Annotated in this window: 20 protein-coding genes and 2 tRNA genes; 14 read left to right on the top strand and 8 right to left on the bottom strand. The window is 32.2% G+C overall.

All coding sequences use genetic code 11. The features are described from left to right. The 3 genes from RXO53_RS00890 to RXO53_RS00880 all read right to left on the bottom strand — a co-directional run. A partial coding sequence (locus tag RXO53_RS00890) for a zinc ribbon domain-containing protein (RefSeq protein ID WP_410712396.1) occupies window positions 1–1,105 on the bottom strand: 1,105 nt, incomplete at its 3' end. A 2-nt stretch (window positions 1,106–1,107) separates the two neighbouring features. Then, a complete protein-coding gene (locus tag RXO53_RS00885) occupies window positions 1,108–1,230 on the bottom strand; it encodes a hypothetical protein (RefSeq protein ID WP_410712395.1) in 123 nt (40 codons plus the stop codon). 396 nt (window positions 1,231–1,626) lie between these two features. Continuing rightward, window positions 1,627–2,553, bottom strand: a complete 927-nt coding sequence (locus tag RXO53_RS00880; RefSeq protein ID WP_410712394.1) for a hypothetical protein — start codon at window positions 2,551–2,553, stop codon at window positions 1,627–1,629. Between the two features lie 291 nt (window positions 2,554–2,844). On the opposite strand from RXO53_RS00880, the gene RXO53_RS00875 reads away from it, so the two are divergent. After that, window positions 2,845–3,051 (top strand): ribbon-helix-helix domain-containing protein, encoded by a 207-nt coding sequence (locus tag RXO53_RS00875; RefSeq protein ID WP_410712393.1) that lies wholly within the window; start codon window positions 2,845–2,847, stop codon window positions 3,049–3,051. Between the two features lie 725 nt (window positions 3,052–3,776). On the opposite strand, the gene RXO53_RS00870 is transcribed toward RXO53_RS00875, so the two are convergent. Together RXO53_RS00870 and RXO53_RS00865 are read right to left on the bottom strand one after the other, a co-directional pair. Then, window positions 3,777–4,367: a hypothetical protein gene (locus RXO53_RS00870; RefSeq protein WP_410712392.1), complete on the bottom strand. Its 591-nt coding sequence runs from the start codon at window positions 4,365–4,367 to the stop codon at window positions 3,777–3,779. Between the two features lie 691 nt (window positions 4,368–5,058). Beyond that, complete coding sequence (locus RXO53_RS00865; RefSeq protein ID WP_410712391.1) at window positions 5,059–7,893, bottom strand: DEAD/DEAH box helicase; 2,835 nt, start codon at window positions 7,891–7,893, stop codon at window positions 5,059–5,061. Between the two features lie 103 nt (window positions 7,894–7,996). Here RXO53_RS00865 and RXO53_RS00860 point away from each other — a divergent pair, with 103 nt between their 5' ends. The 5 genes from RXO53_RS00860 (at window position 7,997) to RXO53_RS00840 (ending at window position 10,472) form a co-directional block, all read left to right on the top strand. Further along, a complete protein-coding gene (locus RXO53_RS00860; RefSeq protein ID WP_410712390.1) occupies window positions 7,997–8,242 on the top strand; it encodes a hypothetical protein in 246 nt (81 codons plus the stop codon). After that, window positions 8,239–8,967, top strand: a complete 729-nt coding sequence (locus RXO53_RS00855; RefSeq protein WP_410712389.1) for a molybdenum cofactor biosynthesis protein — start codon at window positions 8,239–8,241, stop codon at window positions 8,965–8,967. The genes RXO53_RS00860 and RXO53_RS00855 overlap by 4 nt, the downstream gene beginning before the upstream one ends. An 89-nt stretch (window positions 8,968–9,056) precedes the next feature. Further along, complete coding sequence (locus RXO53_RS00850) at window positions 9,057–9,341, top strand: 50S ribosomal protein L14e (protein WP_410712388.1); 285 nt, start codon at window positions 9,057–9,059, stop codon at window positions 9,339–9,341. A 28-nt stretch (window positions 9,342–9,369) separates the two neighbouring features. After that, window positions 9,370–9,645: a tRNA pseudouridine synthase A gene (locus RXO53_RS00845; protein ID WP_410712387.1), complete on the top strand. Its 276-nt coding sequence runs from the start codon at window positions 9,370–9,372 to the stop codon at window positions 9,643–9,645. A 56-nt stretch (window positions 9,646–9,701) separates the two neighbouring features. Continuing rightward, complete coding sequence (locus RXO53_RS00840; RefSeq protein WP_410712386.1) at window positions 9,702–10,472, top strand: RNA-guided pseudouridylation complex pseudouridine synthase subunit Cbf5; 771 nt, start codon at window positions 9,702–9,704, stop codon at window positions 10,470–10,472. Here the strand turns inward: RXO53_RS00840 and RXO53_RS00835 are convergent. The 3 genes from RXO53_RS00835 to RXO53_RS00825 all read right to left on the bottom strand — a co-directional run bounded on the left by RXO53_RS00835 (window position 10,454) and on the right by RXO53_RS00825 (window position 12,124). Then, window positions 10,454–10,539 (bottom strand) — tRNA-Ser (locus RXO53_RS00835). The genes RXO53_RS00840 and RXO53_RS00835 overlap by 19 nt on opposite strands. Window positions 10,540–10,591: 52 nt before the next feature. Continuing rightward, entirely contained in the window at window positions 10,592–11,377 is a 786-nt protein-coding gene (locus RXO53_RS00830; RefSeq protein ID WP_410712385.1) for an enoyl-CoA hydratase/isomerase family protein, read from the bottom strand. A gap of 120 nt (window positions 11,378–11,497) precedes the next feature. Further along, on the bottom strand, window positions 11,498–12,124 hold the full coding sequence (locus tag RXO53_RS00825) for a TATA-box-binding protein (RefSeq protein WP_410712384.1): 627 nt from the start codon (window positions 12,122–12,124) through the stop codon (window positions 11,498–11,500). Between the two features lie 281 nt (window positions 12,125–12,405). On the opposite strand from RXO53_RS00825, the gene pcn reads away from it, so the two are divergent. From pcn to RXO53_RS00785, 8 genes are all read left to right on the top strand, one after another. Continuing rightward, on the top strand, window positions 12,406–13,149 hold the full coding sequence (gene pcn / locus RXO53_RS00820; protein ID WP_410712383.1) for a proliferating cell nuclear antigen (pcna): 744 nt from the start codon (window positions 12,406–12,408) through the stop codon (window positions 13,147–13,149). A 457-nt stretch (window positions 13,150–13,606) separates the two neighbouring features. Continuing rightward, the gene (priS, locus tag RXO53_RS00815) at window positions 13,607–14,671 is read left to right on the top strand and encodes a DNA primase small subunit PriS (protein WP_410712382.1); all 1,065 of its coding nucleotides are present in this window, start codon (window positions 13,607–13,609) and stop codon (window positions 14,669–14,671) included. After that, window positions 14,616–15,098, top strand: coding sequence for a hypothetical protein (locus tag RXO53_RS00810; protein WP_410712381.1), 483 nt, complete (start codon window positions 14,616–14,618; stop codon window positions 15,096–15,098). The genes priS and RXO53_RS00810 overlap by 56 nt, the downstream gene beginning before the upstream one ends. Before the next feature lie 47 nt (window positions 15,099–15,145). Then, window positions 15,146–15,433, top strand: coding sequence for a 50S ribosomal protein L44e (locus tag RXO53_RS00805; RefSeq protein WP_410712398.1), 288 nt, complete (start codon window positions 15,146–15,148; stop codon window positions 15,431–15,433). 5 nt (window positions 15,434–15,438) lie between these two features. Then, window positions 15,439–15,648 carry a 30S ribosomal protein S27e gene (locus RXO53_RS00800; RefSeq protein WP_410712380.1) on the top strand — a complete coding sequence of 70 codons (210 nt, stop codon included), beginning with the start codon at window positions 15,439–15,441 and terminating at the stop codon, window positions 15,646–15,648. Between the two features lie 144 nt (window positions 15,649–15,792). Then, window positions 15,793–15,865: transfer RNA gene (locus RXO53_RS00795), tRNA-Asn, on the top strand. Between the two features lie 145 nt (window positions 15,866–16,010). Beyond that, complete coding sequence (locus RXO53_RS00790; RefSeq protein ID WP_410712379.1) at window positions 16,011–16,436, top strand: thioredoxin domain-containing protein; 426 nt, start codon at window positions 16,011–16,013, stop codon at window positions 16,434–16,436. A gap of 304 nt (window positions 16,437–16,740) precedes the next feature. Continuing rightward, window positions 16,741–17,937 (top strand): nicotinate phosphoribosyltransferase, encoded by a 1,197-nt coding sequence (locus tag RXO53_RS00785; protein ID WP_410712378.1) that lies wholly within the window; start codon window positions 16,741–16,743, stop codon window positions 17,935–17,937. Window positions 17,938–17,944 lie beyond the last annotated feature (7 nt).

Below are 17,944 nucleotides of genomic sequence, written 5' to 3'. Positions count from 1 at the left end.
TCTCAATGTTTATTACTGCTATAGTATCTCTATCAGCTTCAAAGCCACACTTAGTACATTTAAATCTCCTATAACCAACCTCTATAAGCTTTGAGCCACATATTGGGCATATTGATGATGTACCTTTAGGATTGATAACAGCTATTGATGATGTACCTTTAGGATTGATAACAGCTATAGGTACCCCATGCTTTTCACATTGCCAATCTATCCAATGCTCTAGTCTTCTGTAGCTTAGAATAAGCAAAGATACTTTGTGTTCTTTTGGAAGCTTCCTTAAGTTCTCTACCAAGCCTGTTAGGTCTTCTCTAGCTACTTCATGTTGGTATTGCTTAGCTAAAGCTACTATTTCTTGCGAAGTCTTTTTTGCACAATCCTCTATAATGTTCCTAGCCTTTCCATAAAAGTATCTTACCCTTTTCCTAATACCTCTTCTCCTAAGCCAAGCATTGTATTTAGGATAGGAATACCTTTTCTGAAGCCTTTCAGCTAATTGTCTATAATGCAGAGCTCTCTCAATATACGTTTCAAACCTATATTCGCTTTTTCTATTACCTACAACTATTTGTCTTTTATTAACATCAACAGCTAAGACTCCACTAGGGCTATACTTAGCTGGCTCAGGCACATGTTTAGATATCTTAAGAATAAACTTACCATCTTTAAGCAATAGTCTAGCATCTTTGTTTGGATAGCTGTCATATCTCCTATCCAATAATTTTAAGCCTATAGCCTCCCAATAGCTCAACATAATCACCTTACTATAGCTATGCCCATATGTTAACCAAATCCTAAAATTATTAGATCTGGGTATCTTGCCTTTATTGGTATTTTTAAGCCAAGACTTAGCTATAGCAATAGCCTCTCTATAACAATCCTGAGCAATTTTAGAGGGCAAGCCATATTTTTCCTTAAGAACTTTGTATAAAAGTCTATGGGCTTTTCCAAGGCTTATTGCTTTATTCTCTATTATAACTTTTATAGAATAGTTGAGGGCTTCCCTATACCTTTTCATCAAATCTACAATTTTTTGATATAAATCGGGCTCAGGGCTAACCTTTATATTAACTGTTAAGGTTAGTAAACCCTCACTGCCCATAGGCATAGTTACTCAACCTTGTATTTGGCTATATTGACTTTTCTCATGCAATTTGGGCATGTTGCATAGTATTGTTTCTTACCTTTGTAGTCCCATACATATCCACACCTAGGACATTTAAGTTTTACCACTACCTATTTCTACTAACTATAAGGAAATAGCTCTTATAAGCTTTTCTATCCATCCCCGCCCTAAAGGGCGAGGCTTTCATTTGTAGAACTCAATATTGAATTTAGTTTAAGCTGAGAAATGTTATCTTTGATTAACGCTAATCTCATACATATTCTATAACTTCTAAACCCTGATAAAAATAATAAAATTTTCTTATCATTTGTTTAAGTACTCTTGTATTATGAGAGTGATCTTATTAATGTTTCAATAATAAATTTGAAAAGATGGATTTATATGAGTTAATCGATTGACTTCAAATTTAGATGTAATTCAGAATTAAAGAAAGAAACAGCAGCTTTCAGGGTAGCATAAATTTAGAAACAGCAGGGAATAATTATTTAAAAATACATTGAAAACTATGAATATATAGCAAATCCAATATTTCTGGGCTCACTTATATATACCTTCCCATTTATTCTTAATTCATGTAAAACTTGTTTTATAAGATCTGCGTCTCCTTCTGCCTCATTATCACGCGCTATAGTGTATAGAGTCGGTCCCCAACTTGATTGCGCCATAATCATCCTAGATCTCCATAATTCTGAAGTTATTTTTGCCACGTCTTCTCTAAATTGACCTCCTTGTATTTTTGAAAAATAAATTCCAGTTCCCTCTTGCATCATTCTTAAACCCTCTAAAGTATCTTCAATATCTTCTCTTATAATGCCAGTAGCTAGCCTTAACAACCCATAAGACATTAGCTTCTTAACACCTTCGGAAGGATTCCACGGATTTTTCATTATATTTTCTTCTTCGTTAAAAGTTAATCCCCTCCTTAATTCTGGTATAACATAAACAAATCTCCATTTTTCTGGTATCTTAATTTGTATCAGTGGCTTTGGTTCTATTTTTGATGGAGAACCCGAATCAGCTGCAAAACCACCATTATAAAATAATAAATATCCTATTCCGCTAAATATCCCTATATTTAACTTTTTAATAAGATCTGATTTATCAACCTTTAAATTAAATAGCCTCTTAAACGCGTTAAATATAGCGAGATCTATCTGGGTGCCACTTCCCAGCCCTACATGCTCAGGAATATATGATAAAACCTTTACCTTATATCCTTCAACATTTAGTAGTTTCGAAATAGTTATTACCTTTTTACTTATAAAATCCGGTCCTATAATTTCATTATTACCATGAGAGAATTCAGCAACAAATGATGGATCTTTTATGTAAAACCCTGCAGACCCCCAATTTACATTCCACTCATTTCCAGCATAATAGAATCCTGCATGCAATCTGCTTCCAGTTTCTACAAATACCCTTTCAGACATAGTTTTCTACCTTTACATTTATTTATTCGTAAAACCTTATTTATATTTTACATTTATTTGTTTATTGCAAAGCTCATAACCAGTATAATTGATTACAATGCGCTATATTAATTTTCAATAAAATAATTTGCTATAGTTTTAATATTTTATATTATTTATATTTAAAATAATATTAATCTGTGTTAACAAACTCATTTAAAATTAAAAGAGAGTTTATAAGCTGCCAAAATTTAATTAAGGTTATACCCTTAAATTTCTAGACCTTATAAACTTTACTCTGGTGGTCTATATATGAAGTTAATAACAGTAAAGATGCCCGATTTATATGTCAGAGGTATTGATGAATTAGTAAAGGCTGGAAATTATTCAAGCAGAAGCGAAGTTATCAGAATTGCAATAAGAGAATTGCTAAAACATGAACTATGGGGAGAAATACATGGAGAAGAAAATGGCGCTTTGCTAAATTTAAGTCAAGTTGGTGTTGAAGATGAGGTCTAGTTAAAAAAGTATACTTTACCGTTAACTTCCATCTCCTATCAAAAGTAGTCTTTTCATTAGCTAAGTTAACAATCCCGTAAGCTATGCTTAAATTTATTGATAGTAAGGAAAGCATAACAAACTTTGTCTCTCTTGATTAAGCAGGTTTAAAATTAAAAAGATTAAATAAAAAGCGTCTCCTCTGAGGCATAAACAATTATATCCCGTTTGTCCCTACACTTTCATTTCAATCATTTTTATTCATAATAAAATGTATGAACTTAGCCCTTAGCCACCTACAAACGGTAAATGGTCGTGGGACTCCTATAAGCACATTGGCACGAGGCTCACATCTCTAATATAACTCTAACCCTTTTAAACATAGCCCACATTAACATGAGAGGTCATCAATTTATAGTTACAACAAATATAGGTTTATATTAATGTGAAAAAGGATTCAGCCCTAATATCTAAGATCTGCAAGCAGATACAACTCGTTAAAGGATAAAGGTTAAGCTCTTAATCTATTACTGGATTAATTGAACTGGTTGGGTAATTTCTATTATCTATTTAGCATGAAAATAAAGGTGTAAATTATAAACCTATAAACAGTTATAAAGGAACGTTCTCGCTTTTGGAAGACCAGAAATGTACCCGTGTTTTTAACTTTTATTAAAATAAAACAAATTTTAAAATATTAATAGTAATTGGATCTTATTAAATAAAATGGTTTTTTGTTTTGTAAGCTATTTATTTGCTTTTATTTTTTTATTTAAAATTAAATTAAATATGCTTACCAGAGTTATAGTAATTTGACTAATAAACAATATAGCATTATTAAAGAAATAAATATTAATCGATTGAAAAAGTGTAATTAATAAAAGAAAGTTTTGTGTCACTTCATATGAAATCAATGCTGCCGAGGCCATAGATGCTCCGAGAATTAATAAATTTACCAACCATTGATATATGTTAATAGTAGAAAAAAGCATTATTATAAGCGACGAAACAATTAAAGAGATCGATATTGCAAGCCTTGATATTTTAAAGGATGCATTAATCACATATTTTTTAGATTTATTTTTAAGAAAATTTATTATATCAAAAAGATATCTATTAGCATTTAATAAATCATCGTTTTTTATGGATTGTAATAGATTTTTACTAAGATTTTCGATAGTACTATCGTTTAGGACTTCATTATAGCAATACTTCTCAGATAACCTTATTGCATCATTTAATTTTGCTTTTAAATATTCCCATTCTCCTTTCTTTTCATAAATCAAAGCATTTGAAAAATATAGGTTTTGTAATTTGTCTACACACTCTTTTGCCAATGCAAGCACCACTATAATAATAAAAACAAAAATTATTAACTGTTCTGACTTCCTTCTAGCCTTGAAGGTTTATTGAGGTCTTGAGAGTTACATTCTTTTATGGTGATAAATCGAACGACAAGCCCCTTCTAGGGGCGGGGTAAAGTTTTTTTAAGATTAAAAACTTATTAAAAATTGAGATAGCTGCTAAAGGGGTATGCTTCATTGAAACATGAGTATGCATCTACCCCAACTAACAAGTGTAATAAAATATGAATCTAGGCCGATCAACTCTTAAAACATGAGGAGTTGGAGCTGATTTCTCCCGCAATATCGGCTTGGGGGATAATAGAGTAATACCCGTAAAAGGGGTGTAACCCTTGAGACCTCAGGAAACTCGCCCTTCAGGGCGGGGAAGAGGTCAGACTATGTGTTTATTAGCCTCTCGTATTGCCAAGGTAAGAATAGCTCTGCTTCTCATCCTTTAAAGCTTAATTAAAGAGTTATGCCTTGCCTCGCTTGCAATGTTAGTTGAGGTATAGAAATATCTCATGATTTTAATATGTTAATTTAAAAATTTACCATAATTAATAGGCAAGGTTTTTTGTTTTTTATCAAAAAATATATCAAATTGAAAATCCAATAATTGTTAAGATAATAATCCTTATCTTTAAACATTAGTATTAAAATCATGTTTATGAAACAAAATTAGCTAAAAGAACTTTCTTATTTGCTTTTTTTCTATATATGCTGCTGCGTTCAAAATCAAGTATTTTAAAGATTTGATATTTACAAAATAATGTAATATATTACTATCTTCTCTGGTACCATATTCATAGGCTGAAGTAATTCTGACCTCATATATCTCTTCGGGTAGTAATTTTTCTAAATCATTCCATTGCTCCATTAAAAACTTTGGAGTTATAATATATTCTTTTGGCTTTGATTGCTGGGATATTCTTATGTGAACTCTCATAGGTTCGTTTAACTTCTTAGGCATAAAATATATTCTAAATTCATCAGAAGAAATTATGTTATCCAAAGATTTTAATAAAGTCCATCTGTAATCATCTTCGTCTACATCCAAAAACCTTATCACTCTAATATCTCCATACTCAGGCTTTCTCATATCTTTAAGTTTATTTTCTACAGTTTTTTCAGCCAATTCTAATATATCTGCAATTTCAAATTTAGTCAATCCATTATTTTCTAGCAATCTACCTATTTTAATGGCTAAGTCCTGTATCCATGGTTTTATACTTGGTAATTCTAAGATACCTTTAGCAAGCGGTGAAAGTTCTGGGCTAGTTAAACTTATTACCTGCAAGCTCTTTGATTTTAATAATTTTAAGAACTTCTTGGCACCTTCTATATCAAAATATTCTCTTAAAACCTGCTTTTTAGCCTCTTCAATTAAAAATGAATCGTTTTCTTCGTCTATAGAACCTATCTTACCTAAGTGTAACTGTATTTCTCTAAGGGTTTGATATAAGTACGGGCTCTTATTTAATGCATCATAAAGTTCGTTTTCTAGGTTTTCTATATTAATATTTTCAAGTAGTTCAAATGGATTAAGATTACCTATATTAACACTGAATCCGAAAAACGATAACCTGTAATAGACGTTTAATCCTTCAATTTTAGATGCCATATTAGTTAATATAAGTGCTATGGTTTCTGCTGCTCCGCTCCCTATAGGATAAATAAATATATGTTCTCCGTTGTGCTGCTCATAAATAATTTTATTTTCGTCGGGAATTATATTTCTTTCTAGATACTTTTCTCTAATTTTTTCAAGTTCTACCAAACCCGTCTTATCAATAACAATATCGTTCGGTATATCGCCAACTATTATTTTTATAAATTGTCTTGAAATATTTTGGTTTCTTTTTACCCCTTCCCCTTTCCATAGTGGTATTTCAGCTATTCCAGTAGCTTTCATTACATCTACTCTTCCGTTCATGTCATCTATCCTTTTAATCTCCCAAGAACTTCCTGCTAGTCTTATTACATCTCCAACTCTTAAATTTCTGTAAACATAAAGGGAATCTATATAACCTATTGTATTATCCCCACTTTTAACAACAAAAACATCCTTTTCTGGGATAGTAGTAAAGAATTCTGAAAAGCTCCTTGACCACCATACTTTCACTTGATCCTTTGATTTAAATTTCCATATTTTATAGAATGTATTTCCTGGAGAAATTATACCTTCATCATTTTTAATTACGCCGTTTTGTTCCATATAGTTTATCAATTCTTTAAATTTATTGTTATCCATTTTGAATATAGGAGATTGAGAAAATATATCATAAATTATGTTTAAATCGGTTTGCCCTTCTTCTAAAGTAAACCCTATTATTTCTTTTGCTATGACATCTATCGGAGCTTCATCCATTATTTCATCTTCCACAAAACTGTGCTTGGCTAGGCTAGCCTCTGATATTGCTTCTGCAAAATCTATTGGCCCTATAGATATTATATCTCCTACAGACAATCCCCCAGAAATATGACCACTTCTTCCAACCCTTTGTATAAGGCTAGAAACTTTTCCCGGAGACTTAATTTGTATGACTTTTCTAACAGATCCTACATCAATACCTAATTCAAGGGTTTTCGTACATACTATTGCCGAGAGTTGTCCTTGTTTTAGTTTGTTTTCTGCTTCTTCTTTTAGCTGGGCAGATACGCTGGAATGATGAACAAATATATCTTTAGCCCCAATGGTTTCTAAAGAATGTTTAACCCTTTCTGCAATATACCTGCTGTTTACAAAAACCAAACTTGGCTTCTCTATAGTCTGTGTTAAAGATTTAGCTAGATCCAACCAAGGATCTTCACTATTATCATTTATATATTTTACTTCAAATTTATATTCCTTTGAAAAATCAACTGAAGCAATTTGCCTTTCTCTTTTGCTACTACCGCTTAATAGATCTATAGCCTTTTTAGGAGAGCCTATAGTAGCCGATAGCCCTATCCTTTGAAAATCATAGCCAGATAAATATTTCAATCTTTCAAGCAATAGCAATAATTGAGCTCCCCTTTTTGAGCTGAGCAATTCATGAAGTTCATCTATTATTACATACTTGACGTTTTTATAATATTGTCTGAATTTGGGCGCCCAATCCAAATCTATTTCTAAACTTTCAGGGGTTGTTATCAATATGTTAGGTACTTGTTTAACTCTTTTCGTTCTTTCGCTTGCTGGAGTATCACCATGTTTTTTAGATACTCTGAAACCTAACTTTTCAGCCCACCAAGACACCCTTTTATGTATATCGTTGATTAATGCCTTCATAGGCGTTATATATAATATATCTACAGGTTCTTGCTTTTCATTTAAAAGCTTTGATAACAATGGTAATAATGCGGCTTCAGTCTTTCCTTCTCCTGTAGGAGCCATTATTAATGTATTATATCCTGCTAAGACAAAAGGTATCGATTGTTCTTGTATCTCGGTGAGCTTCTTCCATCCTCTCTCTTCAATTAATTGCCTTACTTTTGAATGCAACCTATCAGCTATCGATTGTTGAACTTCTTCCATTTTACATCTACCATTTTATGTCTAGCCACATCTGGTTAACCTAAGAAAAGTTAGCAGTCAGTTCTTATTAACTCTACGTTTCTATTTCACTCTGGAGATAAACATGGCAAAACGAGATCACGAATGCATAGTATGTGGAAGGAAGTTCAGCGATGGCCAGGGAATAATTATAAATAAAGGAACCTTAAAGCTAGAGTTTCATAGCAGTAAGTGCGCTGCATCTTTTTTCAAGTTATTAGCAGAAAGAATAGACCAATCTTGTTTCGAAAAAAGTAGCAAGGACCTTATAAAAGAATTAGAAAAAATAAGGGAAGAAAAACAAAAACAAACAAAAAAGGTGATCTCATGAAATCAATAAAAATTAAGCTTTATTCAATATTTAAAGAAATTTTCGGTAGCAATGAAATAATTATAGAATTTGAACATGAAAATATCAAAGCCAATGATGTATTAGATATGATAAAAAGAAAAATAGCAACAAGAAATAATTCGACCCAACTAAGCCAGTTATTTAATTCAGTACAATTAGTAGCTAATGGCAAATCATTATCGGGAAATGAAATCATACCTAATAACGTTGATACAATATTTTTATTACCACCATCGTCTGGAGGCGTTATAGATGTAAGAATTTTAACTAATGAACATATTGATTTAAATGATCTAATAAATAAACTATATACAGAGGAAAACGTTGGAGCCATTGCCATATTTATAGGCATAGTAAGAAAAATAAACAAAAATGAAAAAGTAAATAAACTGCTATATGAACACTCAGCAGAGTTAATAGAAGAAAAACTTAAAGAAATTGCTATTAAAGAAATAAATAAATTCAATTTATTTTCTGTTTTAATATATCATTATGTTGGTGAAAGAAAACCTGGAGATTTAACGATGATAGTGGCTATTTCCGGGGAATCTAGAAAAAACGTGTTTCCAGCATTAGAAGAAATAGTAGATGAAGTAAAACATGAAGCGCCTATATGGAAGCAGGAGTATAGAGAGAGCGGAAAATATTTCATATTAGGTGAAGATCAAATCAAAGCAGATGAGACGAAAAAGTTTAAATTTTAATTATATGTTTAGCTGTATAAATTTTATTGGTTTTATCAATTAAAGTTTTAAAAAGGAACACAAGCAAAGATAAATATTAGGTGATAGGAATGCCTGCAATTGAGATAGGGAGAATTTGTATAAAAAGTGTTGGAAAAGAGTCAGGAAGAAAGTGTGTTGTGGTAGATATTATTGATCAAAATTTTGTATTAGTAACTGGTCCAAAATCAGTTAGCGGAATTAAAAGGAGAAGAGTAAATATAAAACACCTAATACCATTAGATAAACTAATAAACATACAAAAAGGAGCAAACGATGAGGAAGTATTAGCTCAATTAAAAAATTCTAACTTAATAGAATTTATGAAGGCTAGAGAAAAAGTTGTATTAGCTTAACCCAATCCTTAATAATGCGGTGAATATTTTGCAAGGGATATACGAAAAAGGCTTTGAATTTATAAATAAAATAAACCAAATGTGTAATAACACTAAACCATTTTTAGAAAAATTTCCAGAAGGTACTGATGAGAACTACGGTTATTATCCATTAGAAAGACCTCTAAATAAATATCTTAACTATGGGATTATAGTTTTGGATAAACCGCCTGGCCCAACTAGCCATGAAGTAGTTGCATGGATAAAAAAATTATTAAATATAGATAAGGCAGGACATGGAGGAACCCTAGAGCCTTACTCTTAAGAGTAAGGCAGGGATATCCTAAAGTAACAGGCGTCCTGCCTGTAGCTCTTGGATCCATGACAAAGATTATAGGCTTTGTAACTCACTCAAAAAAAGCCTACGTATGCTTAATGCAATTGCATAAAGATGCTGATATAAAATCAATTAACAATGTAATAAATGAATTTATAGGAGAAATATATCAAAGGCCCCCTATAAGAAGTCATGTAAAAAGGGTTTTAAGAACTAAAAAAATATTTAATATAGAAATAAATGAAATAAATGATAGAAAAGTACTTTTAACTATAGAATCAGAAGCCGGGACTTATATGAGAAAATTATGTTGGGATATAGGGTTGGTTTTAGGGACTGGCGCCCATATGAGGGAGTTAAGAAGGATAAAAACAGGCCCTTTTAGCGAAGACAGCGCAGTAACGATGCAAGAAATTTCAGAAGCAATATATCAATTTAAAAAAACTGGTAAAGAAGACCTACTTAGGAAAGTTATTATACCTGGAGAATTTAGTGTTTGCGAATTGGGGAAAATTTTAGTTAGAGATACTGCTGTAGAAAGCGTAATAAATGGTTCTCCTCTTGCAGTACCTGGAATATCGTACTTTAACGAAGGGATAAATAGAGGAGATATAGTTGCGCTGCTAACATTAAAAGGAGAGTTAATTGGATTAGCCAAAGCATTAATGAGCTCGAATGAAATAAAACAAAATGACAAAGGACTTGCATTCCAGCCTACAAGAATTGTTATGGAAAGAGGAATTTATCCTAGAGCTTGGAAAAGCTCAGGAAAATATAAAAAACATGGGGACGGGAACGCCGGGGGTGGGATTTGAACCCACGCGTCCCGCTTGGGACAACGGGTCTCAAGCCCGTCCCCTTGGACCGCTCGGGCACCCCGGCACATTTCTATTATTGAATAATAGGGTTTTTAATCATATCTCAAAAATTTATATTATTTATTGCCTATTATATTATGATTTTTTACAGGTTTTAGTTTATGGGATTCGAAACTTTCCATTCTGTATTTTGCATCTTCTGTTATTACCAAGTTTGTTAGTTCATCTATAGCCTTTTCTATGTCTTTCCAATAAATTTCGTAAACTATTTTTTTGATTGATCTGATCGATTCTGGCGTATAGTTTGATAACGTATCTGCAATAGCAAAAGCTTCTTTTTCTAAATCTGACTGAGGAACTATTTCATCAACTAACCCCATATTTTTAGCTTCATAAGCAGAGAATCTAGTACCTGTTAAGGCCAAATATTTAGCCCTTCTAAAACCAAAGACCCCCCCACCAACACTTATTAGTATAGGAGGTATGACTCCCAAACTAATTTCTGGGTAACTAAACCATGAATTTTCTGCCGCAACAACTATATCTGCTGCTAAAAGAAGCTCCGCACCCCCACCAACAGCTAATCCATTGACCAATGCAATAATAGGTTTTTTACATGATAACATTATATTTAAAGATTGCTTAATTCCATTGAAGAAATTAAGAGCTTCCTGTTTTGTATTAAGTTTAAGCATGTTTTCTATATCGTCTCCTGTGCTGAAAGCTCTACCTTTACCCGTTAAAACAACCGCAACGCTATCAGATTCGCAAGCCTTGTTTAATTCATATATTAATTTTTCCCAAGTCCTAGTATCTAGAGCATTTAATTTTTCAGGTCTATTTAAATAAATCCAATAACACATCTTTCTCTTTTCTGACAAGACTGTTTCGTGATATGTCAATTCTCATTGCACCCATTGGTGTATACTATTCTCGGATTAATAAATACATTTAATAAACTTAGCTATACTCTAACCAGAGAAAATTTTAAATATTATTGTTCAGATAAAAAAAGTTTTAATTTAAAAACTGCCTTCTTCTTTTATGCATTTGTTGCTTTTTAATATGTCATATATCCCATTAACAGCATCTTCAACTTCGCTTTCTCTTTTAGCTCCAGTTATTACCATTTTTCCACTGCTGAATATTAAAAGCACTACCCTTGGTTTTTCCATTCTATAAATCAGTCCTGGGAATTGTTCAGGCTCATACATGCTCTTTGGTAAAGTAAACGCAGCTTTTTCCAGATCAACAACTACATTAAGATTTGCCGATGCAACGATGTTTTGTATCTGTATTTGAGGTTTACCTTGCATAGGAACCCCTTTTATCATAAGCTTCTTTAATATTGTTTTTACAGCCCATACTAGCTGCTTTACACTTTTTGCGCCTGTAACAACCATTTTCCCAGATTTAAATATAAGAGCCGTTATCTTAGGGTTTTGCAACCTATAAACTAATCCTGGGAATTGATCTGGATTATAATCTACATCTGGTATCCTAGTCTCGATTAAATTTAAATCCAAAGCAGTATCTAATATTACAGTTGCAACTATATTTTCTATTTTGACTGTAGGTTTGCCTGATTCTTCTTTTTCATTTACATTTTCTTCTTCAAAAGATTCATCTTCATTATCTTCATTCTCCAAAACCTTCACCTGCTTTTTAAACTCACATATTTTAAAACCAACTTGAGCTATATAAATCTTTTTAAACTATTTATAAGGGAATATTAATATAGTATTAAAACACAGCAAGATAATAGAAATACCAAAGTGTTTAATAGTTAATAAAATTTTAAAATTTTTAAAAACATAACTTAATTAATGAATGGCATTCTGTTTGACCTAAAACTTTAAGCTAGTCATCAGTTCTGTCAGCATAAAAAACTAAAATATTAGTTTACAATTTATATAATTGGGGAAAGATTGTGAAATTAAAATTCAAAGAGCCAAGAACTTGGAGATATATAATAGGATCTATTGAAAAAATAATAGATGAAGGTGTTTTTATAGCAAACGATAACGGACTTCATTTTAGAGCATTAGATACGAGCAGGATTGTTATGGTTGATTTTATCTACCCAAAGTCTTCATTTGATGAATTTGAAGTAAATAATGAAGAAAGTATAGGCGTATCTTTTTCTGTATTATCTGATGTCTTGAAAAGAGCAGAAAAAGACGATATGCTCGAACTTATAACTGACGAAAACAACATAACTTTAAAATATATTGGAAAAGGAGAAAGAATCTTTAGAATACCACAGCTCAGTTTAAGTCAGGATAAACTACCAGAGCCAAAAATAACTTTTACTGTAAGAGCTAAACTAACAAACAATTCTTTTATTGATATAATCAATGATATAGAAGCCATCAGTGATTCATTAACTATAAGCGCCAATGATAAAGAAGATAAGTTAATAATAACAGGAAGAGGCGATATAGAAAGTGCTGAAATAGAATTATCATTAGAAAAGCAAAATATAATAGAATTAAATATAGATTCCCCCGATTCATCAACATATAGTATTGAGTATTTCTCTAATATGTTGATAGCCGCAAAAGAAGCCGACTTAGTAACTCTAATGTACTCTCAAGATGCTCCAGTAAAAGTTGAAATGGAATATCAAAATGGTGGAAAAATAACTTTCTATGTTTCTCCTAGAATAGATTAAGAGTTAACTACCCCATCCTTACGGAAGGGGCATCCTCACCTTGCAAAGAGGATTTCCTTAAAGAAACCTCGATCCCCCTTTAAGCGGAAATTCCATCAAAATAACTCTTTTGTAGTGTGGAAGATAGGTTATGGAGGATTCAATCTCCACAGGCGTAAGTTCCTCAGTCCCGAGGGTATAAGTAGATTTTTAGCCAGAGGTCTAATAAATTATACACAGTTATGATATAAAAACGTTTCTATAAGGAGGCCATCCATCCCGAGGTTTGTCGTTCTCATTATCATAAAGGAGTAGCACCTATAAAGGTTATACCTTTAAGACCTTAGAAAATCCTTTATGGAGGGCTCAGAATAAATATTAAAAATAAGAAATACTCATTTTCATGAAGATCGGATCTATTCAAAAGAACCAGAATAGCTATAAATTTTAAACTAATATATAACAAAAGGAAATAAAAATGGTTGAAGAAGAAAAAGAAATCAAAATAAAAGAATGGAATGGAGACCTAACACTAAAATATCTATATCGAGAATATTATTCTTTAAATCCACCATTAATAATACCAAAGGATATGGAAAGGAGAGAATTTGCCTTTCAACCTTTTGAAAAACAATCGTATGTGAGGCATTTATCATTTGACAGCCTTAAAAAACTTTACGATTATTTAATTAAAAACACACCAAGACATGTTTACTACTCTATCGCCGTTTACGATCTACCTGAAGCTGGATCCATGGAAGAAAAAGGTTGGAAAGGGTCAGATTTTTTATTCGATATTGATTTAGACCATGAAAAAGATTGTATAATGAAAAACGATATAACTGATGATTCATGTATAGAAAAAGGGTTAAAATATGCGGAAACTATTGGTTATATAATAAATAATTATTTTGGGGGAACCTACCAAATTTATTTTACAGGAAACAGGGGTTATCATGTAAGAGGCTTTTGCGAGTTATGCAAACAGCTTGGAAGGGAAGAAAGGAGTGAAATAGCAAAGTTCATTATGGCTCAAGATTTAGATATAGATATAATATTTCCTAAAAGTAGCAAAGGAAAAAAACCAGCTCTGCCTACAGTGAAGGATCCTGGATGGAGAGGGTTAATTGCTAATTTTGGGATTAAAGAGGTTAGTAAAGAAGATATTAACAATGCTGTTCAAAATATAAGAGTTGAAATAGATTCTATGGTTACGCAAGATCCAAGTAGATTGACCAGAATCCCTGGTACATTGAACGGAAAATCTTCTTTGCTTGTGTTACCGGTTTGTGGAGAATTTAAATTAGGCAAATGGGTCTCCCCGTTTTATGGTGAAGTTGATGTTAAAGCAAAATTGGACCTAGATAATATAAGAATTTTAGGATATAATGTGAAGTTTAATAAAAACGAAGAACTAAGCCTTCCTTCGCAGCAAGCTATTTATTTAGCCACAAAAGGTTACTTGGTAATAACAGGGGGGAAAATAGTTGTCAGAAAGAATACCGGCTGGTGGCCCATACAAGGCTGCAATTGGAATTCATGAACAAATTAATGCTGATGATATTAAGGATTCAAGAAAACTATGGAGTACATACTGCTCAAATGATCTAGAATTGTGCAAAAGATTTTATAATGTAGTAATAAGTATGACAAACCTTATTTCTGAAGCTAGGTTGGAAGATATAGATGTAAAAAATTATCAAGGAATAGATAAGGAATTTCTCAACGTTGTGGAAACTATTAAAAACAATTATTCTTTATATTTATCAGGAGGTATCATATCATTTGGAGAATTCGTTTTAGCAAAGTTTAACAGAGATTTAACATTATTAAACGGAAAATTTATGGAAAAAAATGAAGTATCATTAATACCCTTGGAAGAAGCCCTATTATTATCATCGCTCAATTATGTTAACTTAGTAAAAACTTTGCCATATAAAATTATTAATAACCTGCAGAAGAAAGATTAATAAGGAGCTTTGCATAAGCCAATATGGGAAAAGAGAGTGAGTTTAAAATGAAGTTCCCAAAGAAAATAAGGACATATTGCCCTAGGTGTAATGAGCACACTGAACATAGCGTTGCAGTTTATAAATCTGGTAAAAGAAGAACATTATCTGAAGGTCAGAGGAGATATTTAAGGAAAAATAAAGGCTATGGAAGCAAAAGAAAGCCTGAGCAAAAAAGATTTGCTAAAACAACTAAGAAAGTCAGTCTTTTAATAACATGTAGCAAGTGCGGATTTAAGAGAACTATACTAGGCATTAGGTTAAAGAAAATAGAATTGGTAGAACCAACAAGGTGAAATAAATGAAATCGAATCTTTCAAGAAATAGAATCCTTGTCCCCCAGCCAAGGAGCAGATTCCTTATAGTAGAATGTCCTAATTGTGGTCATAAACAAATAGTTTTTAGCCATTCATCATTTTCTGCAAGATGCTTATCTTGTGGGGCCTTACTTGTAAAACCAACTGGAGGTAAAGCAAAAATATTGGGGAAAGTTGAAAAAATTTTAAGCTAATACTAAATATTTAATTTTAATAAAAACTAAGTAAATACCTATTTTTAAAAGATCTGAGGCCATAAGCCAAGGTATAAAAATTTTATTATATTATTTAAATTCGCAAAGTCTTTAAACCCAAGCATTGAACAATAGTTTTGGCTAGCCGGGGTAGCTCAGCAGGTAGAGCGCCCGGCTGTTAACCGGGCGGTCGAGGGTTCGAGTCCCTCCCCCGGCGCTCTTTATTTCAATTTAAATAAGTTCTTAATATAAAATCCAATAAACTACTTCACAAACTTCTTTACTATAAAGAGCAATTCTCTTGTAATGTTGTAAAAGGAATCTATTTATTCCCAAATTTTAATATATCAAAGGGGTAAAAGATGAATCAGGAAAAAACAGAAGAGTTAGGAAAAGAGCTATCAAAACTATTAATTCTAAGAGCAAAGAAGTTGGAAGACTCTCTTAAGGAAATAGTCGTAGAAGTAAAATCAGAAAACATTAATGAATTATTAAGAAATAATAAGCTAATATTCTTATACTTTACAGCTGAATGGTGCGGACCATGTATAACATTCCTACAAACTTTTAAAGAAGTTGCTGCTCAGCATATTACTCCTGGTGTTTTATATGGTAAAGTTGATGTCGACTCAAGCTATTCAATTGCAGACAAATATAAGGTAAAACATATACCGTCAATCATTATAATAATGAATAACGAAGTTGTAGACTCAATAGTGGGACAAACAAGCAAAGAAAAACTAGAAAATAAAATATTATCATACATTCACAGCTCTTCCCCGCCCTGAAGGGCGAGGTTTGCCGTTCATTTTATCAATATAAATTTTCTAAATCTAAACAATTTTAAAATGCTAGCGCTCCTATAATTTTAATTCTAAATATTAAAAACCTTTAAACTTATTTAAGCAATTATTCTGACAAAGCGAGCGACAAGCTTCTCACTTTATGGAGGGGTGAACTACCCTTCAGGGCTGGCAGGAGGTCAGAACTAAAATCTTGTATTTAATTGGAATCCGAATCTGGTTTTATATAACTGCTAAAACTCAAAGATTTTAAATAACTTTTAAATAATTTAAATAGGGGGTAGTAATTATGAACGAGAACAAAGAACCTAGGATATATATGGCAAGCCTAGAAGAGATTATGAATGGAGAAGCAACTGATATTTACTTCAAAAGGACTAAGGAAGTCTTAGAAAAAGCTGGACTAACTGATGTTAGGGTTAGGATGGAAGTCCACCTCTATGGGCGACCTCCAGAGGGAAGAGAATGGGCAGTTTATGCTGGGCTAGAAGAGGCTATCGCCTTACTTAAAGAAAAGCCATTTACTCTATATTCTGTTCCAGAGGGCACAATATTTACTAGAAAGATGCCTCTAATGATTGTAGAAGGTAAATATTTAGATTTTGCATTACTTGAAGCTCCTCTTTTAGGACTTTTAAGGTTTTCTTCCAGCATTGCAACAAAAGCAGCTAGCTTAAAGAAAGTAATCGGGGACAAACTTTTATTATTTTTTGGTATAAGGGCTCTGCATCCCGCAGTCTTTCCAGCAGCTGATAGAGCAGCTTATATAGGAGGTGCAGATTCGATAAGCGGCGTTTTATCTGAAAAATATCTTGGCTTAAAGCCTCAGGGCACAATGCCTCATGCTTTAATACTAGTTTTTGGAGATCAAAAAGAAGCATGGAAGTGGTTTGCAAAAGTATATGAAGGAAAGATAAATCTCGTGGCATTAACAGATACTTTAGATGATGAAAGAAAAGAGGCTTTAATGGCTGCTCAATTATTAGGTGATAAGCTTTGGGGGATTAGATTAGATACTCCCGCTAGCAGGAGAGGGAATATGAGAGATATTGTTGAAGAAATAAAATGGACCTTAGATATTAATGGCTTTAAACATGTAAAGATAATTGTTAGCGGGGGTTTAGACGAAAACAGCATCGCTAATCTTAGAGATATAGTTGACGGATTTGGTGTTGGAACTTCTATAGCTATGGCTCCAAGTGTTGACTTAAGTATGGATATAGTTGAAATAGATAGAGGAAAAGGATGGGAACCTTATACGAAGAGAGGAAAACTTCCCGGAGCTAAAAAAGTTTATTCTTGTAAACCTCTCGAATATTACATTAAATATTGGGATGATAACGAACTTCCACATTGTATCAATAAAGAAGACAAACCTATAAACCTAATGAAAAAATATATTGATAATGGAAAGCTTGTGGAAAGTTTGCCATCATTAAATGAAATAAGAAAATACGTTTTATCTCAACTTCCTTACACAACTTAGGGGACTT

The sequence above is a fragment of the Caldisphaera sp. genome, from assembly GCF_046536515.1.
Classification (GTDB): Archaea; Thermoproteota; Thermoprotei_A; order Sulfolobales; family Acidilobaceae; genus Caldisphaera.
Note: the sequence above shows the minus strand (reverse complement) of the source record. Positions and strands in the feature narration are given on the sequence as shown.